Raw genomic sequence first — 16,019 nt, 5'->3', positions numbered from 1 at the left:
CCGCTCCCCACGCCTTCGGGTACGGGGAGTGGAAAATCAGGGTTCGAACGGCCGGCGCTGGAACTGGTCATGGCCGCATTTCGGGCAGAGCGGCAAGACTTCCGGCGTGTAGAACGCCAGATGATGGTGGCACCGCTCGCACACCAGATTGCCTAGCCCTACCACCTCGCCGCTGTGATAAACCCCGTGGTGGCTGACGTCCTTGAACACTTCGCGCCATTCCAGCTGAGTTTTGTCGGTGATGTCCGCCAGCTCCTGCCACAAACTTTCCTTAATCACCCGCATAAACACGCTGTCGGTGAACTCGTTTTGGCTTTCCTGATAGCTGCGCGCGAACTCTTCCAGATCGCGCCGCGCCGCCTGAGTGACCTGCTGCACCTCCTCGCGCGTCAGTTCGCCTGCCTCATTCAGCCGGTGCTCTGCGCTGGCGACCAGTTTGTCGATATCGCGCTCGCCGTTCTTCAGGCGTTCGGTCAGAGATGCCACCAATTCGCGGTAATACTGAGCAACCTTGTTCATAATCTCCCCTCGATGAACTTACGTGACCGGGCTTGCCTTTAAGCTACCTGTTCTTATTTTAGCCGTAAATCCCTGATGCCAGTGCGAGATCCGCAGGTTGTGAGCCATATCATGCCGCGGTTTTTTTAAATGCGTCGAGTCGGGCGCTTGGTGTTGTTGCCGGGAGGTCTTATCAGCTATGCTATGCGGATCTACGAATACTAAATCTTCATTGCGTTATCTCTGACCGGGATAACGGTTTACACCTACAGGACCACCGGCCGCCATGCAAGAGCAATACCGTCCAGAAGACATAGAATCGAACGTACAGCTTCACTGGCAAGAGAAGCAAACTTTCAAGGTTACCGAAGACGCCGGCAAGGAAAAGTACTACTGCCTATCCATGCTGCCCTACCCGTCCGGGCGTCTGCATATGGGTCACGTTCGTAACTACACTATCGGCGACGTGATCTCGCGCTATCAGCGCATGCTGGGTAAAAACGTGCTGCAGCCGATCGGCTGGGATGCGTTCGGCCTGCCGGCGGAAGGCGCTGCGGTGAAAAACAACACCGCACCGGCCCCCTGGACCTACGACAACATCGAATACATGAAGAACCAGCTGAAACTGCTGGGCTTCGGCTACGATTGGGATCGCGAGATCGCCACCTGCCAACCTGAATACTACCGTTGGGAACAGTGGTTCTTCACCAAGCTGTATGAAAAAGGCCTGGTCTACAAGAAAACCTCCGCGGTGAACTGGTGCCCTCACGATCTGACCGTGCTGGCCAACGAGCAGGTTATCGACGGCTGCTGCTGGCGCTGCGACACCAAGGTCGAGCGCAAAGAGATCCCGCAGTGGTTTATCAAGATCACCGACTACGCCGATCAGCTGCTGAACGATCTGGATACGCTGGAAAGCTGGCCTGAGCAGGTCAAAACCATGCAGCGCAACTGGATTGGCCGTTCCGAAGGGGTGGACATCACCTTTAACGTGGCGGACAGCGACGAAACGCTGACGGTTTACACCACCCGCCCGGACACCTTCATGGGCGCCACCTATGTGGCGGTGGCCGCAGGCCATCCGTTGGCGCAACAGGGCGCGATCAACAACCCGGCGCTGGCCGAATTCATCGAAGAATGCCGCAACACCAAAGTAGCCGAAGCAGACATGGCGACGATGGAGAAGAAAGGCATGCCGACCGGCCTGTTCGTTATCCATCCGCTGAGCGGCGAAAAGCTGCCGATCTGGGTGGCCAACTTCGTGCTGATGGAATACGGCACCGGCGCCGTGATGGCGGTACCGGCTCACGACCAGCGCGACTGGGAGTTCGCCACCAAGTATCACCTGCCGATCAACCCGGTCATCCTCAACCTCGACGGCAGCGAACCTGACGTGCACGCCGCGGCGATGACCGAGAAAGGCGCGCTGTTCAACTCCGGCGAGTTCGATGGCCTGGACCACGAAGCCGGCTTCAACGCCATCGCCGACAAACTGGTCGCCAAGGGTGTGGGCCAGCGCAAGGTCAACTACCGTCTGCGTGACTGGGGCGTTTCCCGCCAACGTTACTGGGGTGCGCCAATCCCAATGGTGACGCTGGAAGACGGCACCGTGATGCCGACGCCGGAAGACCAACTGCCGGTGATCCTGCCGGAAGACGTGGTCATGGACGGCATCACCAGCCCGATCAAGGCCGATCCTGAGTGGGCGAAAACCACCGTCAACGGCCAACCGGCGCTGCGTGAAACCGACACCTTCGATACCTTTATGGAGTCTTCCTGGTACTACGCGCGCTACACCTGCCCGCAGTACGACGAAGGCATGCTGGATCCGGCCGCCGCCAACTATTGGCTGCCGGTCGATCAGTATGTCGGCGGTATCGAACACGCCATCATGCACCTGATGTACTTCCGCTTCTTCCACAAGCTGATGCGCGACGCCGGCCTGGTGGACTCCGACGAGCCGGCCAAACGCCTGCTGTGTCAGGGCATGGTGCTGGCCGACGCCTTCTACTACACCGGCAACAGCGGCGAACGCGTTTGGGTTTCCCCGGTTGACGCCACCGTGGAGCGCGACGACAAAGGCCGCATTATCAAAGCCACCGATCCAGAAGGCCGCGAACTGGTCTATGCTGGCATGAGCAAAATGTCGAAGTCGAAAAACAACGGCATCGACCCGCAGGTGATGGTGGAAAAATACGGCGCGGACACCGTGCGCCTGTTCATGATGTTCGCATCGCCGGCGGAAATGACGCTGGAGTGGCAGGAATCCGGCGTGGAAGGGGCTAACCGCTTCCTGAAACGCGTGTGGAAACTGGCCTACGATCACGTCGAGAAAGGCGCGGTACAACCGCTGGACGTGGCGACGCTGAACGAAGATCAAAAAGCGCTGCGCCGCGATCTGCACAAAACCATCGCCAAGGTGAACGACGATATCGGCCGCCGCCAAACCTTCAACACCGCGATCGCCGCGGTGATGGAGCTGATGAACAAGCTGGCGCGTGCGCCGCAGGACAGCGAGCAAGATCGCGCCCTGCTGCAGGAAGCGCTGCTGGCCGTGGTGCGCATGCTGTATCCGTTCACCCCGCACGTCTGCTTCTCTCTGTGGCAGGCGCTGGGCGGTGAAGGTGACGTCGACACTGCGCCTTGGCCGGTCGCCGACGAGCAGGCGATGGTCGAAGACTCCAAGCTGGTGGTGGTGCAGGTTAACGGCAAGGTTCGCGCGAAAATCACAGTGGCAGCCGATGCAACCGAAGAGCAGGTGCGTGCGCGCGCCGCCGAGGAACATCTGGTGGCTAAATATCTGGACGGGGTTACTGTGCGTAAAGTGATCTACGTTCCGGGCAAACTGCTTAACCTGGTTGTGGGTTAACACAAGGAGGAGTTGTGCGACAACGTATTCTGACGCTGTTGCTGGGGTTGGCGGTGCTGGTCACCGCCGGCTGCGGTTTTCACCTGCGTGGCACCACGCAGGTCCCTCAGGAAATGAAAACGCTGATACTGGACAGCTCGGATCCTTACGGTCCGCTGACCCGTGCGGTGCGTGAGCAATTGCGCCTGAACGATGTCACCATCGTCGCAGATCCGAAGCGCAAGGACGTCCCGTCGCTGCGTATCGTCGGCGCGACCGAGAGCCAGGACACCGCCTCGATCTTCCAGGACGGTAAAACCGCCGAGTATCAAATGGTGCTGACCGTACAGGCGCAGGTGTTGCTGCCTGGCCACGATTTGTATCCGTTGTCGGTGAAAGTGTTCCGCTCATTCTTCGATAACCCGCTGACTGCGCTGGCTAAGGATTCCGAACAGGAAATCATTCGCCAGGAAATGCGTGAGCAGGCCGCACAGCAACTGGTGCGCAAGCTGCTGACCGTGCACGCTGCGGAAGAAGAAAACCAGCAAAAAGCCGCTGCCGCCGGTGAAAGAGCGGTCAGTGCCGCCGCGCAATGATCCGCATTTACCCTGAACAACTTGCCGCGCAGCTCCGAGAGGGGCTGCGCGCTTGTTATTTATTAAGCGGCAACGAACCGCTGCTGCTGCAGGAAAGCCAGGATCTGATCCGTCAGGCCGCGCAGCAACAGCAGTTCAGCGAGCACTACAGCATTACTCTCGACGCCCACACCGACTGGGATGCCATTTTCAGCATCTGCCAGGCAATGAGCCTGTTCGCCAGCCGCCAAACGCTGCTGCTTATCTTCCCGGAAAACGGCCCGACGGCGCCGATTGGCGAGCAGTTGGTCAAGCTGGCTGCGCTGCTGCATGAGGATATCTTGCTGATACTGCGCGGCCCGCGTTTGACCAAGGCGCAGGAAAACAGCGCCTGGTTCAAGGCGCTCAGCCCAAACGGCGCCAGCGTCAGCTGCCAGACGCCGGAGCAGGCTCAGCTGCCGCGCTGGGTGGCTTCTCGCGCCAAGGCCATGAAACTGGAGCTGGACGACGCGGCCAATCAGCTGCTGTGTTATTGCTACGAAGGCAACCTGCTGGCGCTGTCGCAGGCGCTGGAGCGGCTTTCTCTGCTGCACCCGGACGGCAAGCTCACCCTGCCGCGCGTCGAACAGGCGGTGAACGACGCCGCCCACTTCACGCCGTTCCACTGGCTGGACGCCTTGCTGGCGGGCAAAAGCAAACGCGCCTGGCATATCCTGCAGCAATTGCAGCAGGAAGACGTCGAACCGGTGATCCTGCTACGCACCTTGCAGCGTGAGCTGCTGCAGCTGTTGACCCTGCAGCGCCGCATGGCCTCGGTGCCGCTGCGCACGCTGTTCGATCAACACAAGGTCTGGCAAAACCGCCGCAACCTGATCACTCAGGCGCTGCAGCGCCTGTCGGGCGCCCAGCTGCAACAGGCGGTACAGCTGCTGACCCAGATTGAACTGACGCTCAAGCAAGACTACGGCCAATCGGTTTGGCCAGAGCTGGAAACCTTGTCTATGCTGCTGTGCGGCAAACCCCTGCCTGCGAGTTTTACCGATGCCCACTAATCCGGAAAGCGCCACCGTGCTGCACGCCCTGTTCGGCGGCACCTTCGATCCTATCCACTACGGCCATCTGCGGCCGGTAGAGGCGCTGGCCGCCGAAGTGGGCCTTAATCGGGTGACCCTGCTGCCGAACCATGTGCCGCCGCACCGTCCGCAGCCTGAAGCCAATGCGCAGCAGCGGCTGAAAATGGTCGAACTGGCCATCGCCGACAACCCGCTGTTTGCGGTTGACGATCGCGAACTGCACCGCACCACGCCGTCCTATACCATCGAGACGTTGGAAACGATTCGTAAAGAGCGTGGCGCCGCGCAGCCACTGGCGTTTATTATTGGCCAGGACTCGCTGCTGACGCTGCATAAATGGCACCGCTGGCAGTCGCTGCTGGACGTGTGCCACCTGCTGGTATTGGCGCGCCCGGGTTACAATGACCGGATGGATACGCCGGAGCTGCAGCAGTGGCTGGAGCGCCACCGCGTCACCGACGCCCCCCTGCTGAGCCAACGGCCGCACGGCCATATCTATCTGGCCGATACGCCGGAGCTGGAGATTTCCGCCACCGAGATCCGCCAACGCCGCCATCAGGGGCTCAACTGCGACGACCTGCTGCCGCGTTCGGTGCAGCGCTATATCGAGTTGCAGGGTTTATATCGCTAGCGACAGGCGCATGATATACTGCGCCGCTATTTTTCAGGTATCCGCTGAAAACCCCGGAAACCTTAGCTGGCCGGGCCGTCACCAGAGGGCGCAACAGCGGCATCCTGCCGACACCACCATTCCGTTGCGCTGCAGCGCAGGCCTTGGCCCGCCGCAGACGACTGAACAGAACACACCCGAGGGGGAACCTTTGCACGGTAAAGCGCTCCAAGATTTCGTCATCGATAAAATTGATGACCTGAAAGGCCAAGACATTATCGCTCTGGATGTACAGGGCAAATCCAGCATCACCGACTGCATGATCATCTGCACCGGCACCTCCACCCGTCACGTGATGTCGATCGCCGACCACGTGGTGCAGGAATCCCGCGCCGCCGGCATGGAACTGCACGGCATGAAAGGCCAGGAAGCCTCCGACTGGATCGTGGTCGATCTGGGCGAAGTGATTGTGCACGTGATGCAGGAAGAGAGCCGTCGCCTGTACGAGTTGGAAAAACTCTGGAGCTAAGCGGTGAAACTGCAACTGGTAGCGGTCGGCACAAAAATGCCAGACTGGGTGCAGACCGGCTTTATGGATTATCTGCATCGTTTTCCTAAAGATATGCCGTTTGAGCTGACCGAAATCCCGGCGGGCAAGCGCGGCAAGAATGCCGACATCAAGCGCATTCTGGAAAAGGAAGGCGAACAGATGCTGGCGGCGGTAGGCAAAGGCAACCGCATTGTCACGCTGGATATCCCCGGCACGCCGTGGGAAACGCCGCAGCTGGCGCAGCAGCTTGAACGCTGGAAGCAGGATGGCCGCAACGTCAGCCTGCTGATTGGCGGCCCTGAGGGGCTGGCGCCGGCGTGCAAGGCCGCGGCGGAACAGAGCTGGTCGCTCTCGCCGTTGACGTTACCGCATCCTTTGGTGCGCGTCCTGGTGGCCGAAAGCCTCTATCGCGCCTGGAGTATTACGACCAATCATCCTTACCACCGGGAATAACCGGTGGTGACAGTGACAGAGTGAAATAAAGCAGCGGGATGAAAATAGAACGTAACCCTTTTCGCGACTATACGGCCGAATCAGCCCTGTTTGTACGCCGCGCCCTGGTGGCGTTCTTGGTCATCCTGATGCTGACCGGCATCCTGATCGCCAATCTGTATAATCTGCAAATTGTCCGCGTCGAGGATTACCGTACCCGCTCCAACGAAAACCGCATCAAGCTGGTGCCCATCGCCCCCAGCCGCGGCATTATCTACGATCGCAACGGCACCCCGCTGGCGCTCAACCGCACGATTTATCAGCTGGAGCTGATGCCGGAAAAGATCGACGATCTGAAAGCCACGCTGCAGGCGCTGCGTTCGGTGGTCGACCTGACCGATGACGACATCGTCGCCTTCGAAAAAGAGCGCAAGCGCTCGCGCCGCTTCGTGTCGATCCCGGTGAAAACCGCGCTCAACGAGGTGCAGGTGGCCCGCTTTGCGGTCAATCAGTTCCGCTTCCCCGGCGTGGAAGTGAAAGGCTACCAGCGCCGCTACTATCCTTACGGCTCCGCCCTCACCCACGTCACCGGCTACGTGTCGAAGATCAACGATCGCGACGTCGAGCGGCTGGACAAAGACGGCAAGCTGGCCAACTACGCCGCCACCCACGATATCGGCAAGCTCGGCATCGAGCGCTATTACGAAGACACCCTGCACGGCAAAACCGGTTACGAAGAGGTTGAGGTCAACAACCGCGGCCGGGTGATCCGCCAGCTGCACGAACAGCCGCCCTCCGCCGGCCAGGACGTCTATCTGACGCTGGATCTCAACCTGCAGCGCTACATCGAGCAATTGCTGGTCGGCAGCCGCGCGGCGGTGGTGGTGAGCGATCCGCGCACCGGCGGCATTTTGGCGATGGTCTCCAACCCCAGCTACGATCCGAACCTGTTCGTCGACGGCATCTCCAGCAAGGATTACCAGGGGCTGCTGAACGATCCGAACCGCCCGCTGATCAACCGCGCCACCCAAGGGGTCTACCCGCCGGCGTCGACGGTAAAGCCTTACATCTCCGTCTCGGCGCTCAGCGCCGGGGTGATAACCAAAAATACCGTGGTGTTTGACCCCGGCTGGTGGCAGCTGCCCGGCTCGGAAAAACGCTTCCGCGACTGGAAAAAATGGGGCCACGGCCGCCTGAACGTCACCAAGGCGCTGGAGGAATCCGCGGATACCTTCTTCTATCAGGTAGCCTATGATATGGGTATCGATCGGCTGTCGACCTGGCTGACCAAGTTCGGCTACGGCGAGTACACCGGCATCGATCTGTCCGAAGAGCGTTCCGGCCTGATGCCGACCCGCGAGTGGAAGCTCAAGCGCTATAAAAAACCGTGGTATCAGGGCGACACCATCCCGGTGGGTATCGGCCAGGGTTACTGGACCGCGACGCCAATCCAAATGGCCAAGGCGTTGAACACCCTGATTAACGACGGCAGCGTCAAAACGCCGCATCTGATGCAGAGCACCCGCATCAACGGTGCGCTGGTGCCTTTCCGTCAGGAAGAGACCACGCAGATCGGCGATATTCATTCCGGCTTCTGGGAAATTGCCAAAGACGGCATGTATGGTGTAGCTAACCGTCCGAACGGGACGGCGCGTAAGTACTTCGCGGATGCGCCTTACAAAGCCGCGGCGAAATCGGGTACCGCACAGGTATTCGGCTACGAAACCTACAACGCCCACAAACTGGCGGAACACCTGCGTGACCATAAGCTGATGACCGCCTTCGCGCCGTACAACAATCCAACGGTGTCGGTCGCCATCATTCTGGAAAACGGCGGCGCCGGTCCGGCGGTCGGGACGATCACTCGTCAGATCCTCGACCATATCCTGCTGGGCGACAACAATACGCAATTACCATCTGAAGCCCCGCTGCCGCCAGGCGTTGAGGGTGATTAAGGTAGAACATGACTGAAAGCCAACAAAAAGGCTCGATCTGGACCAAGATCCACATCGACCCCACGTTTTTGTTACTCATTCTGGCCCTGCTGGTCTACAGCGCGGTCGTGATGTGGAGCGCCAGCGGCCAGGATATCGGCATGATGGAACGCAAGATCGGCCAGATCGTCATGGGCCTGATCATGATGGCCGTCATGGCGCAGATCCCGCCGCGGGTCTATGAAAGCTGGGCGCCCTATCTGTATATCTTTTGCGTGATCTTACTGATCCTGGTGGACGCCTTCGGCCAAATCAGTAAAGGCGCGCAGCGCTGGCTGGATCTGGGCTTCGTGCGCTTCCAGCCGTCGGAAATCGCCAAAATCGCCGTGCCGCTGATGGTGGCGCGCTTTATGAACCGCGACGTTTGCCCGCCTTCGCTGAAAAATACCGGCATCGCGCTGGTGCTGATCTTCCTGCCGACGCTGCTGGTGGCCGCGCAACCGGACCTGGGCACCTCGATCCTGATCGCCGCCTCCGGCCTGTTCGTGCTGTTCCTGTCGGGCATGAGCTGGAAACTGATCGCCGTCGCCGCCCTGCTGCTGGCGGCTTTTATCCCGGTGCTGTGGTTCTTCCTGATGCACGGCTATCAACGCGATCGCGTGATGATGCTGTTGGATCCGGAAAGCGATCCGCTCGGCGCCGGTTATCATATTATTCAGTCCAAGATAGCCATAGGTTCCGGCGGGCTTTCAGGCAAGGGCTGGCTGCACGGCACCCAGTCGCAGTTGGAATTCTTGCCGGAGCGCCACACCGACTTTATCTTCGCGGTATTAGCCGAAGAGCTTGGGCTGATCGGGGTGCTGGTGCTGTTGGCGCTGTACCTGCTGGTGATCATCCGCGGGCTGATGATCGCCGCCAAGGCGCAAACCACCTTCGGCCGGGTGATGGTCGGCGGCCTGATGCTGATTCTTTTCGTTTATGTGTTTGTTAACATTGGTATGGTCAGTGGCATTTTGCCGGTAGTTGGCGTACCTTTGCCTCTGGTCAGTTACGGGGGTTCGGCGCTGATTGTCTTGATGGCCGGCTTTGGCATCATCATGTCGATCCACACGCATCGGAAAATGCTGTCTAAAAGTTTATAAGGGGTGAGTAATGCGTAAGGAATGGCTTTGGGTCGGCGTCGTGGCGGTATTGCTTTCCGCCTGTACCGCCCCGACCACGGAACAGCAAGCGCCGCCGCAGCCGTACAACGGACCGGTGGTGGAAATCGGCGGCGTCGAGCCTCAATATGAACCCTATAACCCTAATAACATGCAGGATTATAAGGTTAATGGCGATACTTACCGCATCGTGAAAGATCCGCAGAACTTTACGCAGAGCGGGCTGGCCAGCTGGTATGGCGAAGAAGCCAACGGCAACACCACCGCGCTGGGGGAACAGTTCGATCCCAACGCCCTGACGGCTGCTCACCCAACGCTGCCTATCCCAAGTTACGTGCGCGTCACCAACCTGGCCAACGGCCGCCAGCTGGTGGTGCGCGTCAACGATCGCGGGCCATACACCAAGGGCCGCATCATCGACCTGTCGAAAGCCGCCGCCGATCGTCTCAACCTGTCCAACAACACCAAGGTCAAGGTCGATTTCATCAGCGTGGCGCCGGACGGCACCCTGAGCGGCCCCGGCACCATCGGCACCACGGTCGCGAAACAGAGCTATGCCCTGCCGGCGCGCCCGGATCTCGGTGCCAGCAGCATGGGCACGCCAATGCAGCAGGACGCCCCGGTCGCCAGCGGCGCGGCGGTACGCCCTATCGATAACAGCAGCCTGAATACCGGCGACGCTGCGCCGGCCGCCGCTACCGGCAACGCCCGCGGCGGGTTCCTCGGCGCACCAAGCGCAGTGCCGGCCGGCGTGCTGGAAAGTTCAGAACCTGCCATTCCAGCCGCCGTCGCCGCCCCTGTCGCCGCCACCGCGGTAGCCGCAGGCGCTGCCGCTTCATCGGGCGGTTACCTGGTGCAGGTCGGCGCGCTGAGCAGCGCCGAGCGCGCGCAAAGCTGGCAACAGAGCCTGAGCCAACAGTTCGGCGTGCCGGGCAAAGTGGCAGCCGGCGGTAACGTCTACCGCGTGCAGCTTGGGCCCTTCAGCAGCCGCCAGCAGGCCACCGAACTGCAACAGCGCCTGGCCGCCGAAGCGCAGCAACAGTCTTTCGTCACCGCCGCACCCTAAACCTGAAGCCCCGGCGGGCATTGATGGCTGATAAACGCTTCTTTAGCTGAAACATTTTCTTGCAGCTAAAACGTCATTAAGCGCGATTAGTCAGATGAATGGATAATGCCTGCCGGGATCTCATCTGTTATAGTGTGGCTCGTTTTTTAACTTTTACCCTCACGGATGTTGTAGTCCCGATCATGAAACATGTAACTTCTTTTCGCTTAATCAAGAGCATAGCGCTCGGCACCGTTATCGCGATGAGCGCAGCTACCGTTGCGCATGCCGATGACGTTAATATCAAAACCATGATCCCAGGTGTTCCGCAGATCGATGCGGAAGCGTACATCCTGATTGATTACAACTCCGGCAAGGTTCTGGCTGAAATGAACGCCGATGCGCGCCGCGATCCGGCCAGCCTGACCAAAATGATGACCAGCTACGTCATCGGCCAGGCGCTGAAAGCGGGCAAGATCGGCCAGGAAGACCTGGTTACCGTGGGGCAGGACGCGTGGGCGACCGGCAACCCGGTATTCAAAGGCTCCTCGCTGATGTTCCTGAAGCCGGGCGACCGCGTGCCGGTCTCCAAGCTGACCCGCGGCATCAACCTGCAGTCCGGCAACGACGCCTGCGTGGCGATGGCCGACTACGTGGCCGGCAGCCAGGACGCCTTCGTTAACCTGATGAACACCTACGTCAGCAAGCTGGGCCTGCAGAACACCCACTTCCAGACGGTGCACGGCCTGGATGCGCAGGGCCAGTACAGCTCCGCGCGCGACATGGCACTGATCGGCCAGGCGCTGATCCGCGACGTACCGGACGAGTACGCCATTTATAAAGAAAAAGAATTCACCTTCAACAATATCCGCCAGATGAACCGTAACGGCTTGCTGTGGGATAACAGCCTGAACGTCGACGGCATCAAGACCGGCCATACAGACGCTGCGGGTTACAACCTGGTGGCTTCGGCGACCGAAGGCCAGATGCGCCTGATCTCCGCCGTGATGGGCGGCCGCACCTACAAAGGCCGCGAAGCCGAAAGCAAAAAACTGCTGACCTGGGGCTTCCGCTTCTTCGAAACCGTGGCGCCATTGAAAGTCGGCAAAGAGTTCGCTTCCGAGCCGGTCTGGTTCGGCGATGCGGATCGCGTTGAGTTGGGCGTAGACAAAGACGTCTACCTGACCATCCCGCGCGGCCGCATGAAAGATCTGAAAGCCAGCTACGTGCTGAACACCCCGGAAATTCACGCCCCGCTGGCGAAGAATCAGGTGGTCGGCAGCATCAACTTCCAGCTGGACGGCAAAACCATCGATCAGCGCCCGCTGGTGGTGATGAACGAAGTGAAAGAAGGCGGTTTCTTCAGCCGCATCGTGGACTACATCAAACTGATGTTCCATCACTGGTTCGGTTAACAGTTGAATCGGGCGAAATCGTCCCCATATACTGAATAACATTAACTCCCGCTCAGGCGGGAGTTATAATTTATAGATTAGCTATACCCATAGCAGCACTCTGGAGCGCACATGCAAAAAACCAAACTGAACGAACTGCTCGAATTCCCTTGCTCGTTTACCTACAAGGTAATGGGCCTGGCGCAGCCGGAGCTGGTTGACCAGGTGGTTGAGGTGGTGCAGCGCCATGCTCCCGGGGATTATAACCCGCAGGTTAAACCGAGCAGCAAAGGCAACTACCACTCCGTCTCTATCACCATCAACGCCACCCATATCGACCAGGTGGAGACGCTGTACGAAGAGCTGGGCAATATTGAAATTGTCCGCATGGTGCTGTAATTCCAGCACAAACCTCTACTTTTCAACCCGGGCCGGCGCATCGTCTGCCCGGGTTGCGCATTTTTGGTCAGCGAAATGCTGGTCGCGGGCCAGAGCGCTCGGTATAATGGCTTTACCACTTCTGTAACCTGACGATGACTCTTTTGCAACCAGACAAGATCATTTTGCGTCAGCTGGGGTTGCAGCCCTACGCGCCTGTATCCCAAGCCATGCATAACTTCACCGACAGCCGCAGCGAAACCACGCCCGATGAGCTGTGGTTGGTGCAGCATCAACCGGTGTTTACCCAGGGCCAGGCCGGTAAGGCGGAACACCTGTTGATGCCGGGCGATATCCCGGTGATTCTGAGCGATCGCGGCGGCCAGGTGACCTACCATGGCCCGGGGCAGCAGGTGATGTACGTGATGGTCGATCTGAAACGCAACAAGGTTGGCGTGCGCCAGCTGGTCACGGCGATAGAAGATACCGTTATCAACACCCTCGCCCATTTCCGCATCGAATCGCGCGCCCGCCCGGATGCGCCCGGCGTGTACGTGGGGGAGCAGAAAATTTGTTCGTTGGGTTTGCGGATCCGCAAAGGCAGCTCATTCCACGGCCTGGCCCTGAATGTGGCGATGGATCTCAGCCCCTTCCAACGCATCAATCCCTGCGGTTACGCCGGCATGCAGATGGCGCAGGTCAGCGCGCTGGCGCCCGGCGTTGGCATTGAAGACGTACACCCAGTCCTGGTACAGGAATTTGTTCATTTACTCGGCTACCAGACGGTCGAGCTTCGTAACTGGAACCTGCACGATTATGAGTAAACCAATTCAGATGGAACGCGGCGTCAAATACCGCGATGCAGACAAAATGGCGCTGATCCCGGTGAAAACCGTGGTCACCGAACGGCAGGAGCTGTTGCGTAAACCCGAGTGGATGAAAATCAAACTGCCTGCCGACTCAACGCGCATTCAGGGCATTAAAGCCGCGATGCGTAAAAACGGCCTGCATTCGGTGTGCGAGGAAGCCTCTTGCCCGAACCTGTCTGAGTGCTTCAACCATGGCACCGCTACCTTCATGATCCTCGGCGCCATCTGTACTCGCCGCTGCCCGTTCTGCGACGTGGCCCACGGCCGCCCGGTCGCCCCGGACGCCAACGAACCGGAAAAACTGGCGCAGACCATTGCCGATATGGGCCTGCGTTACGTGGTGATCACCTCGGTTGACCGCGACGATCTGCGCGACGGCGGTGCTCAGCACTTTGCCGACTGCATCGCCGCCATTCGCGCCAAGAACCCGACCATCAAGATAGAAACCCTGGTGCCGGACTTCCGCGGCCGTATGGACCGTGCGCTGGAGATCCTGACCGCGACGCCGCCGGACGTGTTCAACCACAACCTGGAAAACGTACCGCGCGTTTACCGCCAGGTCCGCCCGGGCGCCAACTACGAGTGGTCGCTGAAGCTGCTGGAACGCTTTAAGGAAGCACATCCGCATATTCCAACCAAATCCGGCCTGATGGTCGGCCTGGGGGAAACCAATGCGGAAATCGTCGAAGTGATGCGCGATCTGCGTCGCCACGGCGTCACCATGCTGACGCTGGGCCAGTATCTGCAGCCAAGCCGTCATCACCTGCCGGTACAACGTTACGTCAGCCCGGCAGAGTTCGATGAGATGAAAGAAGAAGCGATGGCGATGGGCTTTACCCACGCGGCCTGCGGCCCGTTCGTTCGTTCTTCCTACCATGCCGATCTGCAGGCGAAAGGGATGGAAGTGAAATAAAAGCGGTAACAGTTTGTTACGCTTCAAACGGCGGAAACGCCAAAAAACGGATGTCCTGGCGGCATCCGTTTTTTATTGCTCAGCCTGAGGCGGGTTTAAACGTCTTTCTTCTCGACGCTCTGCTGCTGGGCGGACTGGCTTTCCGCAGCGTTATTGGCTGCCGGCGGCGTGCTGTCGTCGCCGACCGCTTTTTTGAAGCCCTTCAGCGCTGCGCCCAGATCGGCGCCCAGTGTGCGCAGTTTGCTGGTCCCGAACAGTAAAATGACCAACACCGCGATCACCAGAAGTTTGGTAATGCTAATACCTTCCATACTCACCTTCTTATTCATATAGCGCTGCGTATGCAGCGAGAAAAACAAAGCTTGCCTGCAAATATTTAGCTACTTTCCCTGGGCTAAAACAACAACAACATGTAACAGAGTGAGATCTTTCGGCACAGCCGCCGGTTAAAGACCCGGCGCGCGGCGGGCCAGACGTCGACGACCTCAGCCAGGCAACTTAATCACTTAATAACTTGGCAAAATACTTGGGCGCCTCAAAAAAGCCTTCTCGCTGATAGAAGGCGTGCGCCCGTTCACGCCGGCTGTGGCAATGCACCTCCAGACGATCGCAGCCGCGCAGCCGCGCCAGCGCCTCGCCCTCGGCCAGTAAACGTTGGCCAACCCCCGCCCCGCGCGCCCGATCGTCCACGCAAAAATAGCTGATGCGGCAAATATCGCCGGCCAACGCCAACTGCGGCAGAAAATGCAGCGACAATACGCCCAGCACGCCTTCTTCATCGGCGGCCACCAGCACGGCTTCGTCCGGATGCGCCAGCAGCTGCGCCAGGCGCGCCTCGATAAACGCTTCGGTTCCGGCGTAATCCAGCGCCGCCATCAGCGCCGCGATAGCTTCCCGGTCCGCCATGACGGCGTTTCTGATTTCCATTTTGCACTCTCCAATATTTGCAGATACTACAAAATAGGCCGGGTTGGGTGTAACATCCACCTGCGCGGCAAAAAAACGCGCAAAGCCATGGAGATGACATTCCTCCCGAACCGCCTTTGCAGGCTGATGATGTCTACGTAACCTCTCAGAGAGGGGAGCGTAGCATTGCGCCTGAACCTTTCTGAGTACTCTCTATCCCGTTTATGAAAGGGTAATGCAACCATGTTGAGCTCTTTACTGGCCGTGTTTATTGGCGGCGGCATCGGCAGCGTATTGCGCTGGGCGGTTAGCATGAAGATGAACCCGCTTAACGCGCATATTCCGCTCGGCACGCTGACGGTCAACCTGGTCGGCGGCTTTGTCATTGGGCTGGCTATCGCCATATTTACCCGCATGACGCATCTGGACGCCGGCTGGAAACTGTTGATCACCACCGGTTTTTGCGGCGGCCTGACCACCTTCTCCACCTTTTCGCTGGAGGTGGTGTACCTGATGCAGGATGGGCGCTTCGCCTGGGCGTTGGCGAATATGCTGCTTAACCTGGCCGGCTCGCTGGCGATGACCCTGCTGGCGTTTATGCTGGTGACCTGGGTAAGCGGCCGATAATGTCTTCCCGCCTGCCGTCTTAATGTTTCCTTAATCTTGCATGCGCATAATCTCATCCAGTACCCCTGACTGGATGAGAGCCTTTGATGTTTAGCCTGCCAAAAACCGCCGCTGAAATTATCGCTACCCTGCTGTGCGTATTGATTATCGCCGCCTTTATCAAGGCCTATCTGTTCGCCTGATCCTTCCCACGCGCCCTGCCCGCAT

17 protein-coding genes and 1 riboswitch are annotated in these 16,019 nt (G+C 59.2%); of the genes, 14 read left to right on the top strand and 3 right to left on the bottom strand.

Going from position 1 to position 16,019, the window contains the following annotated elements; genetic code table 11:
• Positions 1 to 36: 36 nt before the first annotated feature.
• Positions 37 to 519 carry a zinc ribbon-containing protein gene (locus KHA73_RS06210; protein ID WP_234589752.1) on the bottom strand — a complete coding sequence of 161 codons (483 nt, stop codon included), beginning with the start codon at positions 517 to 519 and terminating at the stop codon, positions 37 to 39.
• Between the two features lie 265 nt (positions 520 to 784).
• Between KHA73_RS06210 and leuS the strand changes: the two genes are divergently transcribed.
• The 13 genes from leuS (at position 785) to lipA (ending at position 14,279) form a co-directional block, all read left to right on the top strand.
• Positions 785 to 3,367: a leucine--tRNA ligase gene (leuS, locus tag KHA73_RS06205; RefSeq protein ID WP_234589751.1), complete on the top strand. Its 2,583-nt coding sequence runs from the start codon at positions 785 to 787 to the stop codon at positions 3,365 to 3,367.
• A 14-nt stretch (positions 3,368 to 3,381) separates the two neighbouring features.
• Positions 3,382 to 3,942 carry an LPS assembly lipoprotein LptE gene (gene lptE / locus KHA73_RS06200; protein WP_234589749.1) on the top strand — a complete coding sequence of 187 codons (561 nt, stop codon included), beginning with the start codon at positions 3,382 to 3,384 and terminating at the stop codon, positions 3,940 to 3,942.
• On the top strand, positions 3,939 to 4,973 hold the full coding sequence (gene holA / locus KHA73_RS06195; RefSeq protein WP_234589747.1) for a DNA polymerase III subunit delta: 1,035 nt from the start codon (positions 3,939 to 3,941) through the stop codon (positions 4,971 to 4,973). Before lptE ends, holA begins: the two co-directional genes overlap by 4 nt.
• Positions 4,963 to 5,625: a nicotinate-nucleotide adenylyltransferase gene (nadD, locus tag KHA73_RS06190; RefSeq protein WP_234589745.1), complete on the top strand. Its 663-nt coding sequence runs from the start codon at positions 4,963 to 4,965 to the stop codon at positions 5,623 to 5,625. Before holA ends, nadD begins: the two co-directional genes overlap by 11 nt.
• 190 nt (positions 5,626 to 5,815) lie before the next feature.
• Entirely contained in the window at positions 5,816 to 6,133 is a 318-nt protein-coding gene (gene rsfS, locus KHA73_RS06185) for a ribosome silencing factor (protein WP_234589743.1), read from the top strand.
• Positions 6,134 to 6,136: 3 nt separating this feature from the next.
• Positions 6,137 to 6,607: a 23S rRNA (pseudouridine(1915)-N(3))-methyltransferase RlmH gene (gene rlmH / locus KHA73_RS06180; protein ID WP_004949595.1), complete on the top strand. Its 471-nt coding sequence runs from the start codon at positions 6,137 to 6,139 to the stop codon at positions 6,605 to 6,607.
• Between the two features lie 38 nt (positions 6,608 to 6,645).
• Entirely contained in the window at positions 6,646 to 8,541 is a 1,896-nt protein-coding gene (gene mrdA, locus KHA73_RS06175) for a peptidoglycan DD-transpeptidase MrdA (protein WP_234589741.1), read from the top strand.
• Positions 8,542 to 8,549: 8 nt separating this feature from the next.
• On the top strand, positions 8,550 to 9,662 hold the full coding sequence (gene mrdB / locus KHA73_RS06170) for a peptidoglycan glycosyltransferase MrdB (RefSeq protein WP_234589739.1): 1,113 nt from the start codon (positions 8,550 to 8,552) through the stop codon (positions 9,660 to 9,662).
• A 10-nt stretch (positions 9,663 to 9,672) separates the two neighbouring features.
• Entirely contained in the window at positions 9,673 to 10,746 is a 1,074-nt protein-coding gene (gene rlpA, locus KHA73_RS06165; RefSeq protein WP_234589737.1) for an endolytic peptidoglycan transglycosylase RlpA, read from the top strand.
• Positions 10,747 to 10,928: 182 nt separating this feature from the next.
• A complete protein-coding gene (dacA, locus tag KHA73_RS06160) occupies positions 10,929 to 12,140 on the top strand; it encodes a D-alanyl-D-alanine carboxypeptidase DacA (RefSeq protein ID WP_061799275.1) in 1,212 nt (403 codons plus the stop codon).
• A 111-nt stretch (positions 12,141 to 12,251) separates the two neighbouring features.
• Entirely contained in the window at positions 12,252 to 12,518 is a 267-nt protein-coding gene (gene ybeD, locus KHA73_RS06155) for a DUF493 family protein YbeD (RefSeq protein WP_234589736.1), read from the top strand.
• Between the two features lie 134 nt (positions 12,519 to 12,652).
• On the top strand, positions 12,653 to 13,321 hold the full coding sequence (lipB, locus tag KHA73_RS06150; protein ID WP_234589734.1) for a lipoyl(octanoyl) transferase LipB: 669 nt from the start codon (positions 12,653 to 12,655) through the stop codon (positions 13,319 to 13,321).
• Positions 13,314 to 14,279 carry a lipoyl synthase gene (gene lipA / locus KHA73_RS06145; RefSeq protein ID WP_095096217.1) on the top strand — a complete coding sequence of 322 codons (966 nt, stop codon included), beginning with the start codon at positions 13,314 to 13,316 and terminating at the stop codon, positions 14,277 to 14,279. Before lipB ends, lipA begins: the two co-directional genes overlap by 8 nt.
• Before the next feature lie 95 nt (positions 14,280 to 14,374).
• Here the strand turns inward: lipA and tatA are convergent, their stop codons facing one another.
• On the bottom strand, positions 14,375 to 14,590 hold the full coding sequence (tatA, locus tag KHA73_RS06140; RefSeq protein ID WP_095100038.1) for a Sec-independent protein translocase subunit TatA: 216 nt from the start codon (positions 14,588 to 14,590) through the stop codon (positions 14,375 to 14,377).
• A 187-nt stretch (positions 14,591 to 14,777) separates the two neighbouring features.
• Entirely contained in the window at positions 14,778 to 15,206 is a 429-nt protein-coding gene (locus tag KHA73_RS06135; RefSeq protein WP_234589733.1) for a GNAT family N-acetyltransferase, read from the bottom strand.
• 80 nt (positions 15,207 to 15,286) lie between these two features.
• Positions 15,287 to 15,349, top strand: a riboswitch (Fluoride riboswitch).
• A gap of 79 nt (positions 15,350 to 15,428) precedes the next feature.
• Between KHA73_RS06135 and crcB the strand changes: the two genes are divergently transcribed.
• On the top strand, positions 15,429 to 15,812 hold the full coding sequence (gene crcB / locus KHA73_RS06130; protein WP_234589732.1) for a fluoride efflux transporter CrcB: 384 nt from the start codon (positions 15,429 to 15,431) through the stop codon (positions 15,810 to 15,812).
• Positions 15,813 to 16,019 lie beyond the last annotated feature (207 nt).

Source organism: Serratia entomophila, from assembly GCF_021462285.1.
GTDB lineage: Bacteria > Pseudomonadota > Gammaproteobacteria > Enterobacterales > Enterobacteriaceae > Serratia > Serratia entomophila.
This window is presented reverse-complemented; position numbering and strand designations above follow the sequence as displayed.

What these genes read in the sequence shown, in the direction of transcription:
- KHA73_RS06210 (WP_234589752.1), bottom strand. Translation starts at nt 519, where the DNA reads ATGAACAAGGTTGCTCAGTATTACCGCGAATTGGTGGCATCTCTGACC.
- leuS (WP_234589751.1), top strand. Translation starts at nt 785, where the DNA reads ATGCAAGAGCAATACCGTCCAGAAGACATAGAATCGAACGTACAGCTT.
- holA (WP_234589747.1), top strand. Translation starts at nt 3,939, where the DNA reads ATGATCCGCATTTACCCTGAACAACTTGCCGCGCAGCTCCGAGAGGGG.
- nadD (WP_234589745.1), top strand. Translation starts at nt 4,963, where the DNA reads ATGCCCACTAATCCGGAAAGCGCCACCGTGCTGCACGCCCTGTTCGGC.
- mrdA (WP_234589741.1), top strand. Translation starts at nt 6,646, where the DNA reads ATGAAAATAGAACGTAACCCTTTTCGCGACTATACGGCCGAATCAGCC.
- mrdB (WP_234589739.1), top strand. Translation starts at nt 8,550, where the DNA reads ATGACTGAAAGCCAACAAAAAGGCTCGATCTGGACCAAGATCCACATC.
- rlpA (WP_234589737.1), top strand. Translation starts at nt 9,673, where the DNA reads ATGCGTAAGGAATGGCTTTGGGTCGGCGTCGTGGCGGTATTGCTTTCC.
- dacA (WP_061799275.1), top strand. Translation starts at nt 10,929, where the DNA reads ATGAAACATGTAACTTCTTTTCGCTTAATCAAGAGCATAGCGCTCGGC.
- ybeD (WP_234589736.1), top strand. Translation starts at nt 12,252, where the DNA reads ATGCAAAAAACCAAACTGAACGAACTGCTCGAATTCCCTTGCTCGTTT.
- lipB (WP_234589734.1), top strand. Translation starts at nt 12,653, where the DNA reads ATGACTCTTTTGCAACCAGACAAGATCATTTTGCGTCAGCTGGGGTTG.
- lipA (WP_095096217.1), top strand. Translation starts at nt 13,314, where the DNA reads ATGAGTAAACCAATTCAGATGGAACGCGGCGTCAAATACCGCGATGCA.
- tatA (WP_095100038.1), bottom strand. Translation starts at nt 14,590, where the DNA reads ATGGAAGGTATTAGCATTACCAAACTTCTGGTGATCGCGGTGTTGGTC.
- KHA73_RS06135 (WP_234589733.1), bottom strand. Translation starts at nt 15,206, where the DNA reads ATGGAAATCAGAAACGCCGTCATGGCGGACCGGGAAGCTATCGCGGCG.
- crcB (WP_234589732.1), top strand. Translation starts at nt 15,429, where the DNA reads ATGTTGAGCTCTTTACTGGCCGTGTTTATTGGCGGCGGCATCGGCAGC.